The sequence below is a fragment of the Phormidium tenue FACHB-1052 genome, assembly GCF_014696675.1.
GTDB classification, from domain to species: domain Bacteria; phylum Cyanobacteriota; class Cyanobacteriia; order Phormidesmidales; family Phormidesmidaceae; genus Nodosilinea; species Nodosilinea tenuis_A.
Map to the genome: position 1 here is coordinate 112,363 of NZ_JACJQN010000003.1, position 16,716 is coordinate 129,078.

Here is a 16,716-nt window from a genome sequence, read left to right on the forward strand (position 1 = left end):
AGATTTGGTTAGGGATTAGCCGATCGCGCCTTAGCTTCAACGATGATATCCAGCAGGCGGCGGGCCAAATTTTTGCGGGTGTACTGCTGGATCTTGTCGTGGTGAGGGGTGTAGGGCAGGGCATGACCGGCCAGTAGGGGACTGAGCAGGGCGGCGATCGCCGCTGGGTCGTTGCCTACAGGATGTCCAATACCCAGGTCGAGCATAAGGCGACCGGCGGCGGTAGCGGGGGTAGCGCCAATGCCCAGAATGGGCTTGCCCGCAAATATGTACTCAAATAGTTTGCCAGTCAAAATGCCCTTGGCAGTTGGGTCTTGCCAATCTAAGAAAATTAGCGCGTCGGCCCTGCCCTGCATGGCCAATATCTGCGATCGCGGCAGCGCCCCCCCCAGTCTCACTATGCTGCTCAGGTTGTGTGCTTCCGCCTCCGCCCCCAAATGGTCAAGGTTCCAACCGTAGAACAAAACCTCCAGCTTTTGATTGAGATTGGGGTGGTTGCTGCGAAGCAGATCCAGAGCAGCAAACAGAGGCACAGCACTTTGCTTACTGGGATAGACTGTGCCTGTGTAGAGCAGACGCACTTTGCCGTCAGGCCAGCGATAGAGTTCTACACCGGTCAAATCATCGGTGTCAAAGCCATTTTCGACTGTAGTGACAGGGGTTTGTAATTTAGCAGTTAGGGCTTCTGCTAAACCATCTGATACAGCAGTGACCAGATTGGCCCGCCCTAAGCAACGGCGTTCCCGCCAGTCTTCTAATCGACCTAGGGCCGCATTAGTGGGTACGTAACTGTTGCCATGCCAGAGATCGCGGTAGTCGGCCACCCAAAACAGCCCGGTTTTTTGCTTTAGCCGAGCAGCGATCGCATGATTAGCTGGGGGGCCGTAGGTGCTTATCACCAGGTCAAAGTTGATCTGGCGGTGCAGGCTGAACGCCTTGGCGTAGGCTGGCGCTTGCCAGAAGTCGCTGGTTTGAAAAAAGCTACCCAATTTCAAACCCTGGCGGGTGGTCTGGAGCAGCGATCGCAACCCGCTCAACACCTTGGATTTAAGAGACTTGATGGTGCTAGGTGCCGCCGCACTATCTACTAGAACTGTTGGTATCGCCATAATAGGCCTGGAAGGCCAATAGGGTACCCCTACCACCCTAGGGTTAGGGCTAGATGGGTGGCGATCTGCCCGGTAGGCAGTAATTACATAGATTTGATGACCCAACTGCGACCAATATTTGGCCCAGGCGTAGGGTCGCAGTGAGGCAATTTTGGCCCAACTGTCCTCGGGGGGGTAGTAGAAGGCAATAATCAGGATTTTCATAACTGCAACTGATGCAGAATGGCCACGATGTGATGAGCCGCCCTACCATCGCCATAGAGCAAGGGCAGGGTAGGGGGAAAATAATCGCCCCTGAGGTGGTCTAAAATTCCCGCCAGCATTTCATCGCGGGTGGTAGGCGGCACCAGGCGGTTGCAGCCAAGATCAATTAGCTCTGTCCACTCAGTTTCGTCCCGCAGCACAACGCAGGGCACCCGAAAGAAAAATGCCTCCTTTTGCACGCCGCCCGAGTCGGTCAAAATTAGCCTAGCCTGCCGCTCTAGGGCGATCATATCCAGATAACCCACCGGATCGATGATACGCAGGGATGCCTGCACCTGATCTAATAACTGCATCTTCCCCAGAGCCTTGCGAGTGCGAGGGTGCAGGGGCAGCACCACGGTGATGTCCTGGCCCAGCCGAGTTAAGGAACTAAAAATATTGGCCAACCGCTGAGGGTCGTCAGTGTTTTCGGCTCGGTGAATGGTGGCCAGGCAGTACTGTTTTGGCCCCAGTGCCAGATGCTCCAGAATCGTACTTTCGCCTTCGGCTCTGGCGGCAAAGTATAGAGAAGCGTCGTACATCACATCGCCGCAGCGGTAGATGGCTGCTGGGGTAATGCCTTCAGCCAGGAGATGATCGACGGCTACCTGAGTGGGTGCAAACAGCAGGTCAGCCGCGTGATCGGTCAACACCCGGTTTATTTCTTCGGGCATGCTGCGGTTAAAGGATCGCAGCCCTGCTTCGACGTGGGCGATGGGGATGTGCAGCTTGGCGGCGGCCAATGCCCCAGCCAGAGTAGAGTTGGTGTCGCCGTAAACCAGCACTATGTCGGGCTGTTCCTGGAGTAGAACCTGCTCCACCGCCGCTAACATTTGGCCTGTCTGCTGTCCGTGGGAACCAGAACCAATGCCCAAATTGTATTGAGGTTGGGGGATAGCCAGTTCAGCGAAAAACACGTCAGACATAGCGCGATCGTAGTGCTGCCCGGTGTGAAGGATAATCTCTTTGATACATGGGGACTGCGCCACAACTCTAGATACTGTTGATGCTTTAATAAACTGTGGTCTAGCTCCCACGATTGTCAAAAGCTTAAGCATACGAAGATGCCCTAGTATTTCTACGTAATTTGCTTAGCCGTTTGAGGAGTGCGTGTTGTCAGCTATAAGAACCCTCACAATCTAATGATTTCAAAATACCTATTTATTTCTTTAATTCTTCATAAAACTAATGATTGCACTAATGCTTTTAATTTTTCTCCTTCATGCTCCCAACTTAATTCCCTGGCGGCAGCATTACTCCTTAGCTTGTATTGCGATATGTCTGCTGCGGTGAGCACATTTAGCAACTCTGCCATGGAGGCAGGTGTAAAGTCATGGGCTACAATGCCGCACTTATATTGAGCGACCAAGTTAGCCATGGCTGGAGAAGGGCCAATAGCCAACATGAGTCGAGCCTGAATGAATTCAAAAAACTTGTTAGGTAGAGAATGTCTAGTATTGAAATTAGTGGGTTTTAGCAAATAGAATCCGATATCATAGGCATTCAACATCGCTACAATCTCTGCAAAATTGACTGGTTTTTGGAAAACAACACGAGGATTGTGGCTGGCTAACTGTGTAAGACGGGTGATATATCTAGGATTGCCAGTCAGATAAAGATCTAAAGAAAAACGATCGTCTAAATAATCCATAGTATCAATTATATTTTCAAGACGGCGATCTGGGTTAGCAGCACCGTGGTGTACCAGTCGAATACGATTTTCTAAGACTGGAGAAGGTGCTAGGTCTATAGCCTTAGGCGTGCTCATAATCAACGCTGGATAGATGCAAAATTTACGGTCATACTCTTGGGCTATCCCAGGCGATACAGTAATGACCTGATCGCAAGCTTTTAGATAGCGATCGCATAAAAATCTCATTAAAGGTGCATTAATTAGCTTGAATTTTAGGCTGTTACCAAATTCTAGGGGATAGTATTCGCGAGCATCCAAAAGGACTTTAGCGTTTTTTTTGCGTCTTAGAGCCAGTGGGAGTATCTCTATATTCTCAACTACCATCAGATCATAGTCAGCGATCGCCAGTGCTCGATCTAAGGTAACTAAATTAAAGCGTCGTAATAGAATTGACTCAAAGTAACTAATAGGTATGGGTAGATAAATAATCGCCAGGTTGATGACGGCCAAGCAGCGCTTGGTAAAACGATGTAAAAATCCTGCCAATCCTTTTGATATTTCATAGTAGCGCTGAGGGCTTAAGTCCTCCTTCATAGAAAAGCTAGCTATGTCTACGATATACCCCATAGATGTTAAAAGCTCAAAAGCTCTTCGGGGGCGAGGGTTGCTACTGAGATCAGCTAGGGTTAATACCAAACATCTTGTTTTCATGGCTGATGATTCTATCTCAAGGCATCTAGACGTCTAAATACAGTTTGAAAATTGAACATTGAAAATCTGCGCCCATCGACAGTAATTGATTAACCGCCATGCCTGCCAATTCAGATCGTCATCTCCATCCAAAATACTGTTGATCTGCTTCTGGCACAGATCGGCGTTAAGAAAAGGAAGAGAAGGGGCGATCGCCATCCAATCTGAAATGTGAGGGCGCAGCGCATTTAACCACTGTCGTTCTGGGGTTTGAAACCCAATCTTGTCACGCCGATCTAAGATGGTGTTAGGAACAATCCCTCGCATTGCCATCTTAAAGATGCGCTTGGTTTCGCCCTGGTTAGAGAGTAGATAGTCTTCTGGTAAAGTCAGCACAAACTCGGCTAGATCTGTGGTGAGAAAGGGAACCCGGCTTTCGATAGACCAGCGCATGGAGTTGCGATCACCATGGCGTAGAAGCGGCTGTAGCCCCTGCCCCGTCAGCGCCGATCGCAACTGTTCCACTAATCGGCGACGCTTGCCCTCTGAGGTGCGATCGATCGACGGTGCACGCAACCCAACACCCTGGTTAGCTAAGACATCTAGCCTAAGCCAAGGGGGGTGGAAGTCTTGCCCAACCCAACCACGGGCCCAGCGGCGCAGCGGGCTAGGCAAGAGTATCGACCCGAGGGCGACAATCGCCTGGCGATAAGAACGACCTGGCCAAGCAGGCCAACGATACATAAAGGCAGTGAGTTCGGCAGCTGATCCTTGCTCCACCAGGCTCCGCATGCGAGCAGCGGGGTATCCGTGATATCCAGCTAAAAGTTCGTCCGCTCCCTGGCCATCTAGCATTACTGTGATACCCTTCTCCCTGGCAGCGCGAAATACTCGATATTGGGCATAGATGCTGGTGCTACCAAAGGGTTCCCCTTGGGAGAGCACCATGTCGTCGAGATCGAGAGCTAGTTCCCCTGGGTCAATCACAATTTTGTGGGCAGTGGCATTGACAGCACCATTGACCAAGTCTACCCAGGGTTCTTCACTGACCGATGTGCCAGGAGCAATAAAGCTAAAGGTGTGGATAGGGAGGTCAGGATACAGGTATCGAGCGGCACACACCACCGCCGAAGAATCGACGCCGCCGGAGAGAGCAAACCCCAAAGCCACATCGCTTCGCAGATGCAGGCTAATATTGTGCAGGAAAATCTCCCGCAGGCGCTCGGCTGCTGCCTCACAGGACCAGTTGCTCTGCTCGGCGATACTGGGCCACCACCAGCGCTTGATGGTAGAGCGGTCTGTGCCTAGGGAGATAGTGAGGCTGTGCCCCGGCATCAGCCCGTAGACGTTCTGAAAAAAAGTGGTTTCTCGATCGTCGTAGTAGCCAAACACCAAGTACTCATAAGCCTTTTGAAGATTGGGTATTGGGTCTTGCCCCAGCAGCTTAAAGAGAGCAGGTAACTCCGAGGCAAAGATAAACCTATCTCCATCGCATTGGTAAAAAAGTGGCTTGATGCCAAAAGCATCGCGGACGCAGGTTAGGGTTTGGCGATCGCGATCCAAAATGGCAAAGGCAAACATGCCCTGTAAACGAGGCAGGCAGTCCTCCCCCCAGGCTTCCCAACAAGTCAGCAGCACTTCTGTATCGGAGTCGGTGCTAAAGCAATAGCCCAATGCTTGGAGCTCGTCGCGCAGCTCCCGATAGTTGTAGATCTCGCCATTGAAGACAATTGTGAATCGCTGGCCTGCCCCATGCATGGGCTGGTGGCCCCTAGGAGAGAGGTCAATAATGGCTAAGCGAGTGTGGCCCAGGCAGAGGGTACCATTGGCGACAGCATCTACAAGTTGACCGCGATCGTCTGGCCCTCGATGGGCCAGGGCATCTAGAGCTGCACCGAGACGCCCTGATGCATCGGGAGCAGATGGTGGCGTATAGATGCCAAGAATGCCGCACATTAGAGCTTGCCACCCTGGATCAGAGCCTGTTCATAGTCTGTTTTTATCCGCTGGGCAATAGCGATCGGGTCATGCCACTTTTCCACAAAGGCACGGCTTTTTTGAGCGAGCTCATAAAGCTCCTGTCTAGGCATTTCGAGTGCCATTTTTAGCCTCGACTCTAGACTGCTGGCGTCAACTTGTATAAAGGGCAATTCTTGCCTCATATCTGGGGGAATGAAGTTCAGATCGTTGTCACGAATATAGACTAAAACTGGTTTGCCAAGAGCCATGGCCTCAACTGCCAACCCGCCATACCAGCCTGCAAATAGCTGATCGACTAAAATATCGATCTCTTGGTAGCAGCGCATGGCCTCAGCATGGTGCTTATTCTCAACTAATATAAGTTCAAAGTCATAGCCCTGATTGCTCAAATTATTCAGAGCGTTGATTAAAACATCTGTACCCTTAGCCTGGCGATGACTAGGCGCGTGACCTATCCGCAGGGGTCTGTTCTCAAGCTGATTATAGACAGGAATCCACTCCTGGAGAGAAATGTGAGAATAAGGTATAAACTCTGCTTGGGGGGGCAGCACGTATAGAAGATCTGGATTTAGGGCGTAAATTTTGCTGCAAAAATGACTGAGTCGCTGAATCTGCCAGCGCTTGTAGTCATCTGACCTGCGGTTGTAGTAAGATTCATCGACCTGCTTGGCAATAGTAATGTCAAAATGCTTGCGACAAAAGTCTCCCTGTCGAGCGTCGTCTCCCTGATAATGGACGAAAATTGGCACTTTGCGAAATCTGAGGATGCTGAATTCTAGCCACTGAGCCACGTTGGCTAAGAGGGATTGAATTCTCCCTACCCACGAACTCTGGCGATGTAGGGGTAGGCCTGGACTTAATAGAGTTTGGCCAAAGTTAAAGTGAATGACGTCGTAATCTTGAAAAATGTAACGAAGGGCTAACAGCTTTTTTAGACGGCACAAAACCCTAGAGTCGGTTGGCTGTAGAATTACTCTGTCCGCAGGATAACCGAAGGTGTTTTGAGTGAGAGTCCACGTTTCGCTCTCGACCCCGAGCTCTTGCAGGTGACGACTCAGCCCTTGAGGATTGCCGCCTACGGTGGTTGGTAAGTGAAGCACTTTCATGCTGGGTGTACTCACAAGATTTACAGGGTCAACTTCATGGCTCAGGAATACTTTATGGATGTACTGTAGCTGTCTCAAGTTAGAGCTTGAGAGTACAGGTGGCAACATCAGTAGAGATAGCTAGAGCTGCAAGCGGTGCCATCATACTTCGACATCTGTGAGGGAGTCTTTCATGTGTCGAGTGGGAGCTACTAGGGTAGTTTTCATAGCTGTATTATCCCCAATCAGGTCATGGGGTTCTTGATCGATGGTGTCAAAGCAGGGCGGCATTTTAAGAAACTCTCCCATTGCTTCAACAATTTGCCTCAGGGAGAGGACGTCAGGGCCTGCAATGTTGAACGTTGCGCTCTCGGGGATGGTCATGGCGGCGACGGTAGCAGCGGCAGCATCTTCGACATGCACGGGATTGAGGTGCAGACCCTCTGGGCCTTGTAGGATGACCGGACGGCCCTGCTTAACGCTGTCCATCAGTCTTGGGATGAGCATGGAACGCTTTTGGCTAGGGCCATACATAAAGAAGAAGCGGAGGACAATCACCTGAAAATAGGCGGCATAGCTCTGGACGAGCACTTCGCCACAGAGTTTGCTGCCCAGGTAGTAGCTGAGTTGACCAGGGGGAATGATGGGTGAGTTTTCGTGTAGGGGGTGGTGACTGTTGCTATAAACGCCGCCAGAGGAAGCATATATGAAAGTTTTTACTCCTGATTTGCGAGCATAGTCCAGTAAACGAGCGGTGGAGGCGATATTGACCTGAAAGATATCTGGTGCTTTGTCAGGAAAGTCTCTGAAATGATCAGATTGTGCCAAATGGATAACGGTATCTACCTGCTTGGGCAGCGTGGACTGAGACCAATCAATACTCAAATCGATGGTGTGGTAGGCGACTTGGGGATTTAAATGCTTAGGCTGCGATCGCACTATCCCATGAATGTTTGCCCCCGTAGCCGCGAGGTGCCGAATGAGGTGGCGACCTAGCAGCCCGGTTGTGCCTGTCAGCAATAGCGAGGATGGCATATTATGGCATACCTCCATAGCTAAGGGTTTTAGTGGGGAGCAGCATCCACAGAAGCACAGTACTCGTGAGCAACATCATTAGTTTGAATACTATGGTTGTCCAGATGATGGCGCTGGCCAGGAAATAGAGAGACACTACTGCTATGGCTACGCCAACCATGGTTAGCAGCACCAGCCTCCCCCACTGAATTGGCAGGGGGTGTAGGCGCTGGGTAAACAGCAGGTAGCTACCTGTCAAGGTGAAATAGGAAATAGCGGTGGCCCAGGCCGCACCAGCAGCACCGTACTGAGGAATCCAAACCCAATTGAGGGCGAGGTTGATACCTGCGGTTAGCCAGGTGAGGTTGGCAAAGAGAGAAGTTTTCTTTTCTAGGGCAATACCAATGGCCGTGATCTGCTGGGTGGACTGAAGGACGATGCCAAAGCAGAGGATGGCTAAGGGAAGGGCGCTATGGGCATACTCCGGAGGCATCAATACAACAATAATTTCTCCGGCAAAGAGCGATAGTCCACCGCCAATAACGAGCATGATTGCCAGCAGCAGCAATAGGGTTTGGGCGTAGATAGTGCGATATTGGGCGGGGTGATCGGTGCGGACTTTGATAGCTATGGGGCTCCAGGCCTGACCAAAGGCAGTGGAGATGAACAACACCATGGAGGCAAATCGAAAGGCAACGGAGTAGATGCCTGTCTCGGTGACGGAACTCATGGAGGCTAACATCCAGCGATCCATGGAACCAAACAGCCAGTAGCCCAGGCTGGCAAAAATGAAGGGGTAGCCGAAGTGAACCAGCTCTCGCACCCAGACGGGGTCGATGGCTAGGGTGATGTCTTTGCGAACCATCCACAGAGCGAGGGGCAGCGCCGCAAAGGCCACTACGGCCTGGGCCATCAGCAGCCCGTCCACTCCGCCATGCCATTTGACCACTACCAGCAGAGCCAACAAAACGCTACAGATGCGGCTGAGGAAGGTAACGATGAGAAACTGCACAGCCGCGAAGTGGAGGCGCAGTACATCGAGGTTGAACTGAAGCCACTGAGACGCCACCATGAACAGCAGGGCGGCTACCAGCCCCACCCAGCTGAGGGGCAGGCTTGCCTGGTGAACCTGTTGTAGAGCCCAGGGCAGGAGCGAGAGTCCGAGACCCAGGGTGGCCAAGCCAAAGACGATTTGGGCCGTCAAACCCGAGGAGACTAGGGTGGGGCGCTGGTTTTCGGGGGTGTCTTGATCCCAGTAGTAGCGGTGGATGGCGTTGTTGAGGCCGCAGTTCATGAATAGCCCTAGAAGGGTGGTGCTAGTGCCAATAAGCTCTAGGGTGCCAAAGGCGAGGGGGGAGAGCACTGCAGCAATGATGGGGAAGGAAATAAAGCTGACAATCTTGCCTGCAAAATCTGCTCCCCCGTAGATAGCTGTGTCTTTGGCAAGCTGGCGGAATATCATTAATCTACGATCCGATTATTCACTAACGGATGCTGAATAGGGGGCTTTCGCTTAGGATATTCGCCTAGTAGTGGGTGATAGAGATTCATCAAAGATTCTTTACGGCCATAGACATAATCGATGACATTATTGAAAAGATATTGGGCTGAATCTAGACCGTGATATTTTTCTACATATTCGCGCCCCGCTCGTCCTAATTGTGCCCGCAATTTTGGGCGAGTTATCAGTTTGCGAAGTACGTCAGTTAGGTTTTCTGGAGTTGCTGAGGCAATGGGACACTCACCAAAATAAGTCCAGCGGCGAAACGGCAGGATGTAGGCTTCGTCTTCGAGGTTAGAAATGACAGGTATACCTGATGCCAAGCCTTCCAAGGCATTTAAGGCATGTCCAGTAGCTATAACTTGATCGACAAGAATATCCGTATGATGCCTAAGTTGTTCGCGGATTTTAGAATTTTGAACTTTTTCCAACAAGATCAGCTTAACAAGTAATCCCTCTTGCTTGAGCCTGTTAACCGCATCAATAATAAATTCTGTACCTTTGAATCCTCTGTGGTTGGGCGCATGGACAATTGTCACCCAACCCATCTTGCCATCAGCATCATTCACTCGATCTGAGGCTTGCCACAGATCGAGATCGATATAGAGATTTGAAGGCAGAAGCACATCCCAACGGCCAAACCCATCAGGCCCCATCAAACCAGTAATGACCGCATCGGCGTGTTTGCACCAGTAGTCTACGCGCTTGGCTATCCTTTCCTGATCTCGGGCTGGTAGGGGGTATGACATCAGCAGCCCATGCAGCAACCCCGTAGATTTGATGCGTTGATAAACGTAGGCATCACTGCCGTAGGGTATCACCACAATTTTCTTGCCCGCCAGCTTTAGAAAGGGTGCCTGCATCCACCACAGAGGAGTATTGCCAATGAAAAAGCCGTCGAATGAGATAAAAAAAACATCATAGCGGAGCAGAGCATCTAAAAAAGCCAGAAAGGGCTTCACAAAATCAGGCAAAAATCTATACTCCTCTGTCAGCACCCTATCCCAATCTTCTCTGCGATTGATGGCGGAATAAAAGTCATGGGTAAAGGTTTGGCTGTCATAGCCTGTGGCCTGCATTGCCCGAGACCAATAGCTGTTGTTAAGGATTGGTGTGCTACCCCAAACCAGAGAGAAATCAGTTTTTTTTCTTGAGAATCCTGAAAAATACGCAACAACAAATCCGGTTAAAGGATAAAACACAATAATAATTAAGTAGAGAGTTGTTTTTACTAGCTCTTTAAAGAAAATCACAATCAAGCCTTGTCGTTTCTAGTAGTTTTTCGGAGCTGGCCATTCAAGCATTTTGTGATTCAATTCAGGTTTTTCATGAATTTGATGACAAAAGGAAGCTTTCGCACCACTGCTCTATATTTAGCAAAGACCAGATCAGAAGTCTTCTGTTTTCCGTGCCTTGTAAATGATCGTCAATCAAACGGGTGACTGATTCTCTGTCTACTATCTGATAGATTCTGGCTTCGTTATCTAAGAGCGTTCGCTTGACAAATTCGATGCTTTCGCCTTTGAACCAACTGGCGTCGGGCGAAGAAAACCCTTGCTTAGTTGCTTTAATAATTTCCTTTGGCACATAACGACTCATCACATCTCTTAAAATTTGCTTGCCGTCGTTAGTCTTTTGGAAATATTTGGCGCGTTTGCCCCCCGGCTCATTTTCATTGATTCGGATTGCCTCTGTCAGATTGTTAAGCTTTAACCCCACCGGGCACTGCATAGCAAAATCCACCAGGTCATTGTCCATAAATGGCACCCGACTCTCTAGCCCGTGAGCCATGCTCAACTTGTCTTCTACTACAAATAGCCCGTGCAAAAACGTCTTAGCTTCCAAGTATAGCGAGTGGTTAATGTAGTCCTCTGGGCGATCTAGGGCATTGTCGTGGGTGGCAAACACATCGCGAAAAATATCCCTTGTCCATACATGTTCCACCTCAGGCCAGACAGGGGCAAACATGCGTTTTAGCTCTGAGTTGTTAACCAGGCGCTGCCAGTATAGATAGTACTGGTCGATGTAGTGCTCAAAATCTTGGTTGACCGCCGCCCGGTAGTATCGCCATGGATAGCCACCAAATAGCTCATCCCCACCGCTGCCCGACAGCACTACCTTGACAAACTTGCTGGCCAACTGGGCCACATAGTAGTTGGGATAGCTCTGGCCAACCCTGGGTTCCTCCAGGTGCCAGGCCAGCTTGGGCAGGCAGCGCTCCATATCTCCCGCCTTGAGCACCATTTCGTAGTGCTCAGTTTTGAACCGGGCCGACATGGCCTCAGCTTTGATCCGTTCGTCAAAGCCTAGCTCTATCCCCGATGCAGAACTGAGATCAAACCCACAAGTAAAGGTTTTGATGTAAGGCATTTCCCTGGCCGCCAGCGCCGTCAGCGTGCCCGAGTCCATTCCCCCCGAGAGGTAGGCACCCATTTCCACATCGGCCACTAGCTGTCGGTTTACCGCCTGTTGCAGCAGTCGGTCTAGCTCTTCGCGATAGGCCTGGGCGTCTACTTTTCCCTCGGGTTCGCGAAAGCGGTAGTCCCAATAGCGCGTTAGGTCTAGGGTAGCGGCGGCACCTGCGTTGAGATTAAGCACCCCGTAGTGCCCAGCAGGTAAAAGTTTGACGTTTTGGAGCAGGGTGCTATCTGTAAAGATATTTTGGAAGGTGAAATATTCCAGCAGTGCTGCTTTGTCGAGTTGCCGTTCGGCATCGGGGTGGGCAAGAATGGCCTTCTGCTCAGACCCAAAGAGAAACGTGCTGCCAAAGGTGGCGTAGTAGATAGGTTTGATGCCATAGCGATCGCGCCCTAGCAGCAACGTTCTTTCTTTGCGATCCCACAGGGCTAGGGCAAACATGCCATTGAATCGGTCAAATGCCTTGACTCCCCATTCAATCAGTGCGTACAGCACCACCTCAGTATCAGTCTTGGAACGAAACCAGTAGCCCGCTCGCTCTAGCTCCGATCGCAGCTGTAGGAAGTTATAGACCTCGCCGTTGTAGCTCAGCACATAGCGGTAGTCGGCGCTGATCATAGGCTGTTGCCCCGCCGCCGACAGGTCGATGATGGCCAACCGGCGATGGCCAAGGCCCACGTTATCCTCCACCCACTGCCCCTCGCCATCAGTGCCGCGATGGGCGATCGCATCAGTCATGGCCTGCACCAGTCCAGAGGGTACAGGCTCTCCCCGCAGATTGATCACACCGGCTACACCACACATAGATAGGCTAGGCTCACAACGCTATTCACCACATAGTCGTAGTCCGGTTGATCCATCAGTATTGCCCTCTGTGGGTGTCACGCCAGTGGATTAAGCTTAGCAATCCCTCTCGGAGGGAGTCTTGGTAGGTAAACCCCAGATCGCGCGTCGCTTTTTGAGGACAGCCAATGCGATTTTGTACGAGTCGTCGCGCGTCGTCTTCGCTGTAGGGACGGTAGGTGACCTCTAGATCTGACTGCTTCAGTTCCAAAATCAGATTGCACAGATCGCGAATACTTGTTTGCACACCGGTGCCAACGTTATAAAACTCATCGGTGACTTCAGCTTTGAGGGCTAAGACGTTGCAGCGAGCCACATCTTGCACAGAAATAAAGTCATAGGCCTGGCTACCATCACCGTTGATGATGGGTGCATCGTGGGCATCGATTTTATTGAGCATGATGGGAATAACCCCAGTGTAGGCAGCGGTTTGATCTTGATGAGGGCCATACACATTCATGTAGCGCAGACCCACGTAGCTCAATCCGTAGCGATCGGCAAAGGCTCGACACATAGCCTCCCCAGCAATTTTAGTTGCCCCATAAAAGTTGCGGTTATTGAAGGGGTGTGCCTCTGTCATCGGCACCTCGACAGCATCTCCATAGACCGAGGCTGAGGAAGAATAGACCAGCCTTTCAATATTATTTTTGACGCAGGCTTCTAAGACATTAAAGGTGCCTTCGATATTTACATGGAAAGCAGTACGGGGGAAATCCTTACAGTGGAGTAGCCACATGGCGGCGAGATGACAAACTCCATCGACCCCCTGCATGGCGTCGTTGAGCACGTCGATGTCTCGAATATCTCCACCGTTGGGATAAATCATGCAACGATCATCCTTTAGGTAGGGTTCTACATTGCTGTATTTCCCTCGGGTAAAGTTGTCATAAACAACCACCTGCCCGACGCTGGTTTTTAGTAGTTCTGCAACCACATGGCTGCCAATAAACCCCGCACCGCCAATCACTAAAATCTTCTTGCCTGTCAAATCCATATCAGCGCATCTCCACGGTTACGGCATCAATTTGCTGATATCGGGTTCCAGTTGAATCTACGGCAAAACCCTCAGCATCGAACTCCAGCACGTCGCCGTAGGCGCTCATCCAGCCGATGAGCCTAGCGGGCACCCCCCCCACCATCGCATAGGCGGGCACATCCTTTGTCACCACCGCCCCTGCCGCCACAAAGGCGCACTCGTGCAGCGTCACCCCGCAGACAATGGTCGCATTGGCCCCAATGCTGGCGCCTCGCTTAACCAATGTAGTGAGATAGGCATCTGACGTGTTGCGCGGGAACTCACAACGAGGAGTTTTCACATTGGTAAACACCATGCTGGGGCCACAAAACACATAGTCCTCCAAGATCACCCCCTCGTAGAGGGAGACATTGTTTTGAATTTTGCAGCCATCCCCAATGGTGACCTGGTTAGCCACATAGACGTTTTGCCCCAGAGAACAGTTTTGGCCAATGGTGGCCCTGGCCATGACATGGCTAAAATGCCAAATTTTAGTGCCCTCGCCGATACTGGCCCCGGCGTCGATAACAGCAGTGGGGTGAGCAAAAAAGTTATCCATGGATCGCTGCCTCCACCCGTTCTAAAATCTCCACCACCGCCACCCCATTCCACCCGTCTGAGTGAGGGCGTTGACGGCTAGCCACACAAGCTAAAAAGTGTTCGCACTCCAGTTTAAGGGGCTGGGCATCGGCAATATCAATGGTTTGGGTGCCCTCATCCACAGCATTGAGATGGCTGTCGAATTGCTTGTGGTGCACCGTGACCACCTGCTCAATTTCGTCGTATACCAGCATTTTACGGTCGGCAACCACCACAGTGCCCCGCTGCTTGAGGGGCCACTGCCAAGAGCAGTGGAGATGGGCGGTTTGCCCGGTGGCAAAGGCAAGATCTACCTGCACCTCATCGGCGATCGCAGACTGTAGACGGGCGTGCCCTACTGCCTGCACCGCCTCAAGGGCAGGCGACCCCAGCAAGTCGAGAATAATAGAGATATCGTGGGGGGCTAGCGACCACCACACATTTTCGGTAGAGCGAACTTTGCCGAGGTTGAGGCGCTGGGTGGCAACGTGGTGTACAGCCCCAGCTTCCCCCGATCGCAGGTAGTGACGCATCCAGGCAATGGCGGGCTGGTATAGCAGCAGATGCCCCACCATTAAAATGCGATCGTGGGCGTCAGCATACTCCGCTAGCTGCCGCGCTTCGGCAGCCCGCAGGGTCATGGGTTTTTCTACAAATACGTCCTTGCCCGCCTTCAGCGCCGCTAGGGTCAGCTCAAAGTGGGTGGGTGCTGGGGTGGCCAATACGATCGCGGGGGCAGCACTGGCAAGGGCGGCATCAAAGCTATCGTAGACTGTGGCCTTGGGGTGGTTGGTTTGCAGGCGCTGGCGCAGGGCGGCATCGACCTCCACTACCCCTGCGAGGTGGCCAAGCTGCTCGAAGTTGCGCACCAGGTTTTGGCCCCAGTGACCGCTGCCGACCACAATTACATCGCTCATAACAAGGTCACCTTATGGTTGGGGTCGGGCAGGCGTCGGGTGGCTCCTCGAGTGTCGAGAATGGCCTTGGCCTGGTGCAGCACTCGCTCGAAGTCAATAGAACTGTGCTCGGTGGTGACGATCACCAGGTCGGCGCTGGCTAACACTTCATCGGTGAGGGCCACGCTCTCTAACCAGTGGCCCCCCACCTGGAGGCTAGGCACGTAGGGGTCGTGGTAGTGCAAGGTGGCCCCTTCCGCCGCCAGCGACTCCATCACCGCTAGAGCGGGGGACTCGCGCCAGTCGGCCAGGTCTTTTTTGTAGGTGACGCCGAGGATGAGGATTTGCGATCGCGAGGGGGCAATACCCAACTGGTTTAGCACCCGAAACGCCTTACTGCGCACAAAGGACGGCATGCGGCGATTGATCTCCCCGGCCAGGGCAATGAACCGGGTGTTGAAGTTGACCTCTTTGGCCTTCCACTCCAGGTAGTGGGGGTCGATGGGGATGCAGTGTCCGCCCACGCCGGGGCCGGGGTAGAAGGGCATGATGCCAAAGGGCTTGGTGTTGGCGGCGTCGAGCACCTCCCACACGTCAATGTCGATGCGATCGCACAGCAGCGCCAGCTCATTCACCAGGGCAATGTTTACTGCCCGAAAGGTATTCTCAAAGATCTTCACCAGCTCCGCCGCCTTGGCGCTGCTCACCGGTACCACGTGGTCAATGGTCTGCTGGTAAAACAGCGTGGCCACCTCCAGTGACAGCGTGTCCGACGCCCCCACCACCTTATTGGTGTTCTTCGTGGTGTAGCGCTGGTTGCCAGGATCCACCCGCTCCGGCGAGTGCGACAGGAAAAAATCGCGCCCCTGCTTCAGGCCGCTGATGCTCTCCAGAATGGGCCGCATCACCTCGTCAGTCGTGCCCGGATAGGTGGTGGACTCTAGGGAAATTAGCTGGCCGGGGCGCAGGTGGTGGGCAATGGCGGTGGTCACGCCCTCAATATAAGACAGGTCGGGAGTGAGGTTTTTAGTCAGGGGCGTGGGCACGCAGATCACTACCACGTCGGCGTCAATGATGCGATCAAAGCCGGTGAATGCCCGGATGTTGCCCGCCTCCACCAGCGCCTTCAGCTCCGTGTCGTCCACATCGCTGATGTAGTTGTCGGCACGGTTGACGCGATCGGCCCGCTTGGGGTTTTGCTCAATGCCAATCACCTGAAAACCTACTTTGGCTTTTTCAACCGCAAAGGGCAGACCGACATAGCCCAGACCCACCACGGCGACTTGAGCGGTGTGGGTGGTGATGCGATTTTTTAGCTGGGCAAAGCAGGAGGGAGGCGAGTTTGAAACAACGCTAGGGGAAGATGACATGGTGGGGGCAAAGATTTAAACCACAATCGGGCACAGGCCAAGCAGAGAGTGCGTACTGATCTATCGTTCTAGCACCTCCGCCATTGTGCTCATTGTGCCCGCTGGTTTCATGAAAATTGCACATCCACACACTTAGTTACCCAGGCCTACAACCCAGTTTGACCGTGCGCCAGAAGATGCATGGCTATACTCAGTAACCATTCTTTAGATGCGAGTGGCTGTCTAGCCCTCTATAGCCTCTTCTGGGGCGATCGCCTGAGCGGGCACTGCCGGATAGCTCGCCACCATCTGTTTGAGTCATCCAAATCAACCCAATCAAAAAACTCGTCAGATAGCTGGT

At 52.2% G+C, this 16,716-nt stretch carries 13 protein-coding genes; all 13 read right to left on the minus strand.

Annotated elements, in window-relative coordinates; genetic code table 11:
• Positions 1-8: 8 nt before the first annotated feature.
• Entirely contained in the window at positions 9-1,313 is a 1,305-nt protein-coding gene (locus tag H6G07_RS06535; protein ID WP_073607585.1) for a glycosyltransferase, read from the minus strand.
• The gene (gene wecB / locus H6G07_RS06540; protein WP_073607586.1) at positions 1,310-2,410 is read right to left on the minus strand and encodes a non-hydrolyzing UDP-N-acetylglucosamine 2-epimerase; all 1,101 of its coding nucleotides are present in this window, start codon (positions 2,408-2,410) and stop codon (positions 1,310-1,312) included. The genes H6G07_RS06535 and wecB overlap by 4 nt, the downstream gene beginning before the upstream one ends.
• Positions 2,411-2,529: 119 nt before the next feature.
• Positions 2,530-3,612 carry a glycosyltransferase family protein gene (locus H6G07_RS06545; RefSeq protein ID WP_073607587.1) on the minus strand — a complete coding sequence of 361 codons (1,083 nt, stop codon included), beginning with the start codon at positions 3,610-3,612 and terminating at the stop codon, positions 2,530-2,532.
• A 117-nt stretch (positions 3,613-3,729) separates the two neighbouring features.
• On the minus strand, positions 3,730-5,631 hold the full coding sequence (gene asnB, locus H6G07_RS06550; protein WP_073607588.1) for an asparagine synthase (glutamine-hydrolyzing): 1,902 nt from the start codon (positions 5,629-5,631) through the stop codon (positions 3,730-3,732).
• Positions 5,631-6,446 (minus strand): glycosyltransferase family protein, encoded by an 816-nt coding sequence (locus H6G07_RS06555; RefSeq protein WP_199311950.1) that lies wholly within the window; start codon positions 6,444-6,446, stop codon positions 5,631-5,633. The genes asnB (H6G07_RS06550) and H6G07_RS06555 overlap by 1 nt, the downstream gene beginning before the upstream one ends.
• 456 nt (positions 6,447-6,902) lie before the next feature.
• The gene (locus H6G07_RS06560; RefSeq protein WP_084172953.1) at positions 6,903-7,775 is read right to left on the minus strand and encodes an NAD-dependent epimerase/dehydratase family protein; all 873 of its coding nucleotides are present in this window, start codon (positions 7,773-7,775) and stop codon (positions 6,903-6,905) included.
• A 1-nt stretch (position 7,776) separates the two neighbouring features.
• On the minus strand, positions 7,777-9,216 hold the full coding sequence (locus tag H6G07_RS06565) for an oligosaccharide flippase family protein (RefSeq protein ID WP_073607591.1): 1,440 nt from the start codon (positions 9,214-9,216) through the stop codon (positions 7,777-7,779).
• On the minus strand, positions 9,216-10,508 hold the full coding sequence (locus H6G07_RS06570) for a glycosyltransferase family protein (RefSeq protein ID WP_139296957.1): 1,293 nt from the start codon (positions 10,506-10,508) through the stop codon (positions 9,216-9,218). The genes H6G07_RS06565 and H6G07_RS06570 overlap by 1 nt, the downstream gene beginning before the upstream one ends.
• A gap of 73 nt (positions 10,509-10,581) precedes the next feature.
• Positions 10,582-12,477: an asparagine synthase (glutamine-hydrolyzing) gene (gene asnB / locus H6G07_RS06575; protein WP_073607592.1), complete on the minus strand. Its 1,896-nt coding sequence runs from the start codon at positions 12,475-12,477 to the stop codon at positions 10,582-10,584.
• Positions 12,478-12,532: 55 nt separating this feature from the next.
• Complete coding sequence (locus H6G07_RS06580) at positions 12,533-13,510, minus strand: NAD-dependent epimerase/dehydratase family protein (RefSeq protein ID WP_073607593.1); 978 nt, start codon at positions 13,508-13,510, stop codon at positions 12,533-12,535.
• 1 nt (position 13,511) lies between these two features.
• Positions 13,512-14,090, minus strand: coding sequence for an acyltransferase (locus H6G07_RS06585; protein WP_073607594.1), 579 nt, complete (start codon positions 14,088-14,090; stop codon positions 13,512-13,514).
• Positions 14,083-15,027: a Gfo/Idh/MocA family protein gene (locus H6G07_RS06590; protein ID WP_073607595.1), complete on the minus strand. Its 945-nt coding sequence runs from the start codon at positions 15,025-15,027 to the stop codon at positions 14,083-14,085. Before H6G07_RS06590 ends, H6G07_RS06585 begins: the two co-directional genes overlap by 8 nt.
• On the minus strand, positions 15,024-16,376 hold the full coding sequence (locus H6G07_RS06595) for a nucleotide sugar dehydrogenase (protein ID WP_073607596.1): 1,353 nt from the start codon (positions 16,374-16,376) through the stop codon (positions 15,024-15,026). Before H6G07_RS06595 ends, H6G07_RS06590 begins: the two co-directional genes overlap by 4 nt.
• Positions 16,377-16,716: the final 340 nt, after the last annotated feature.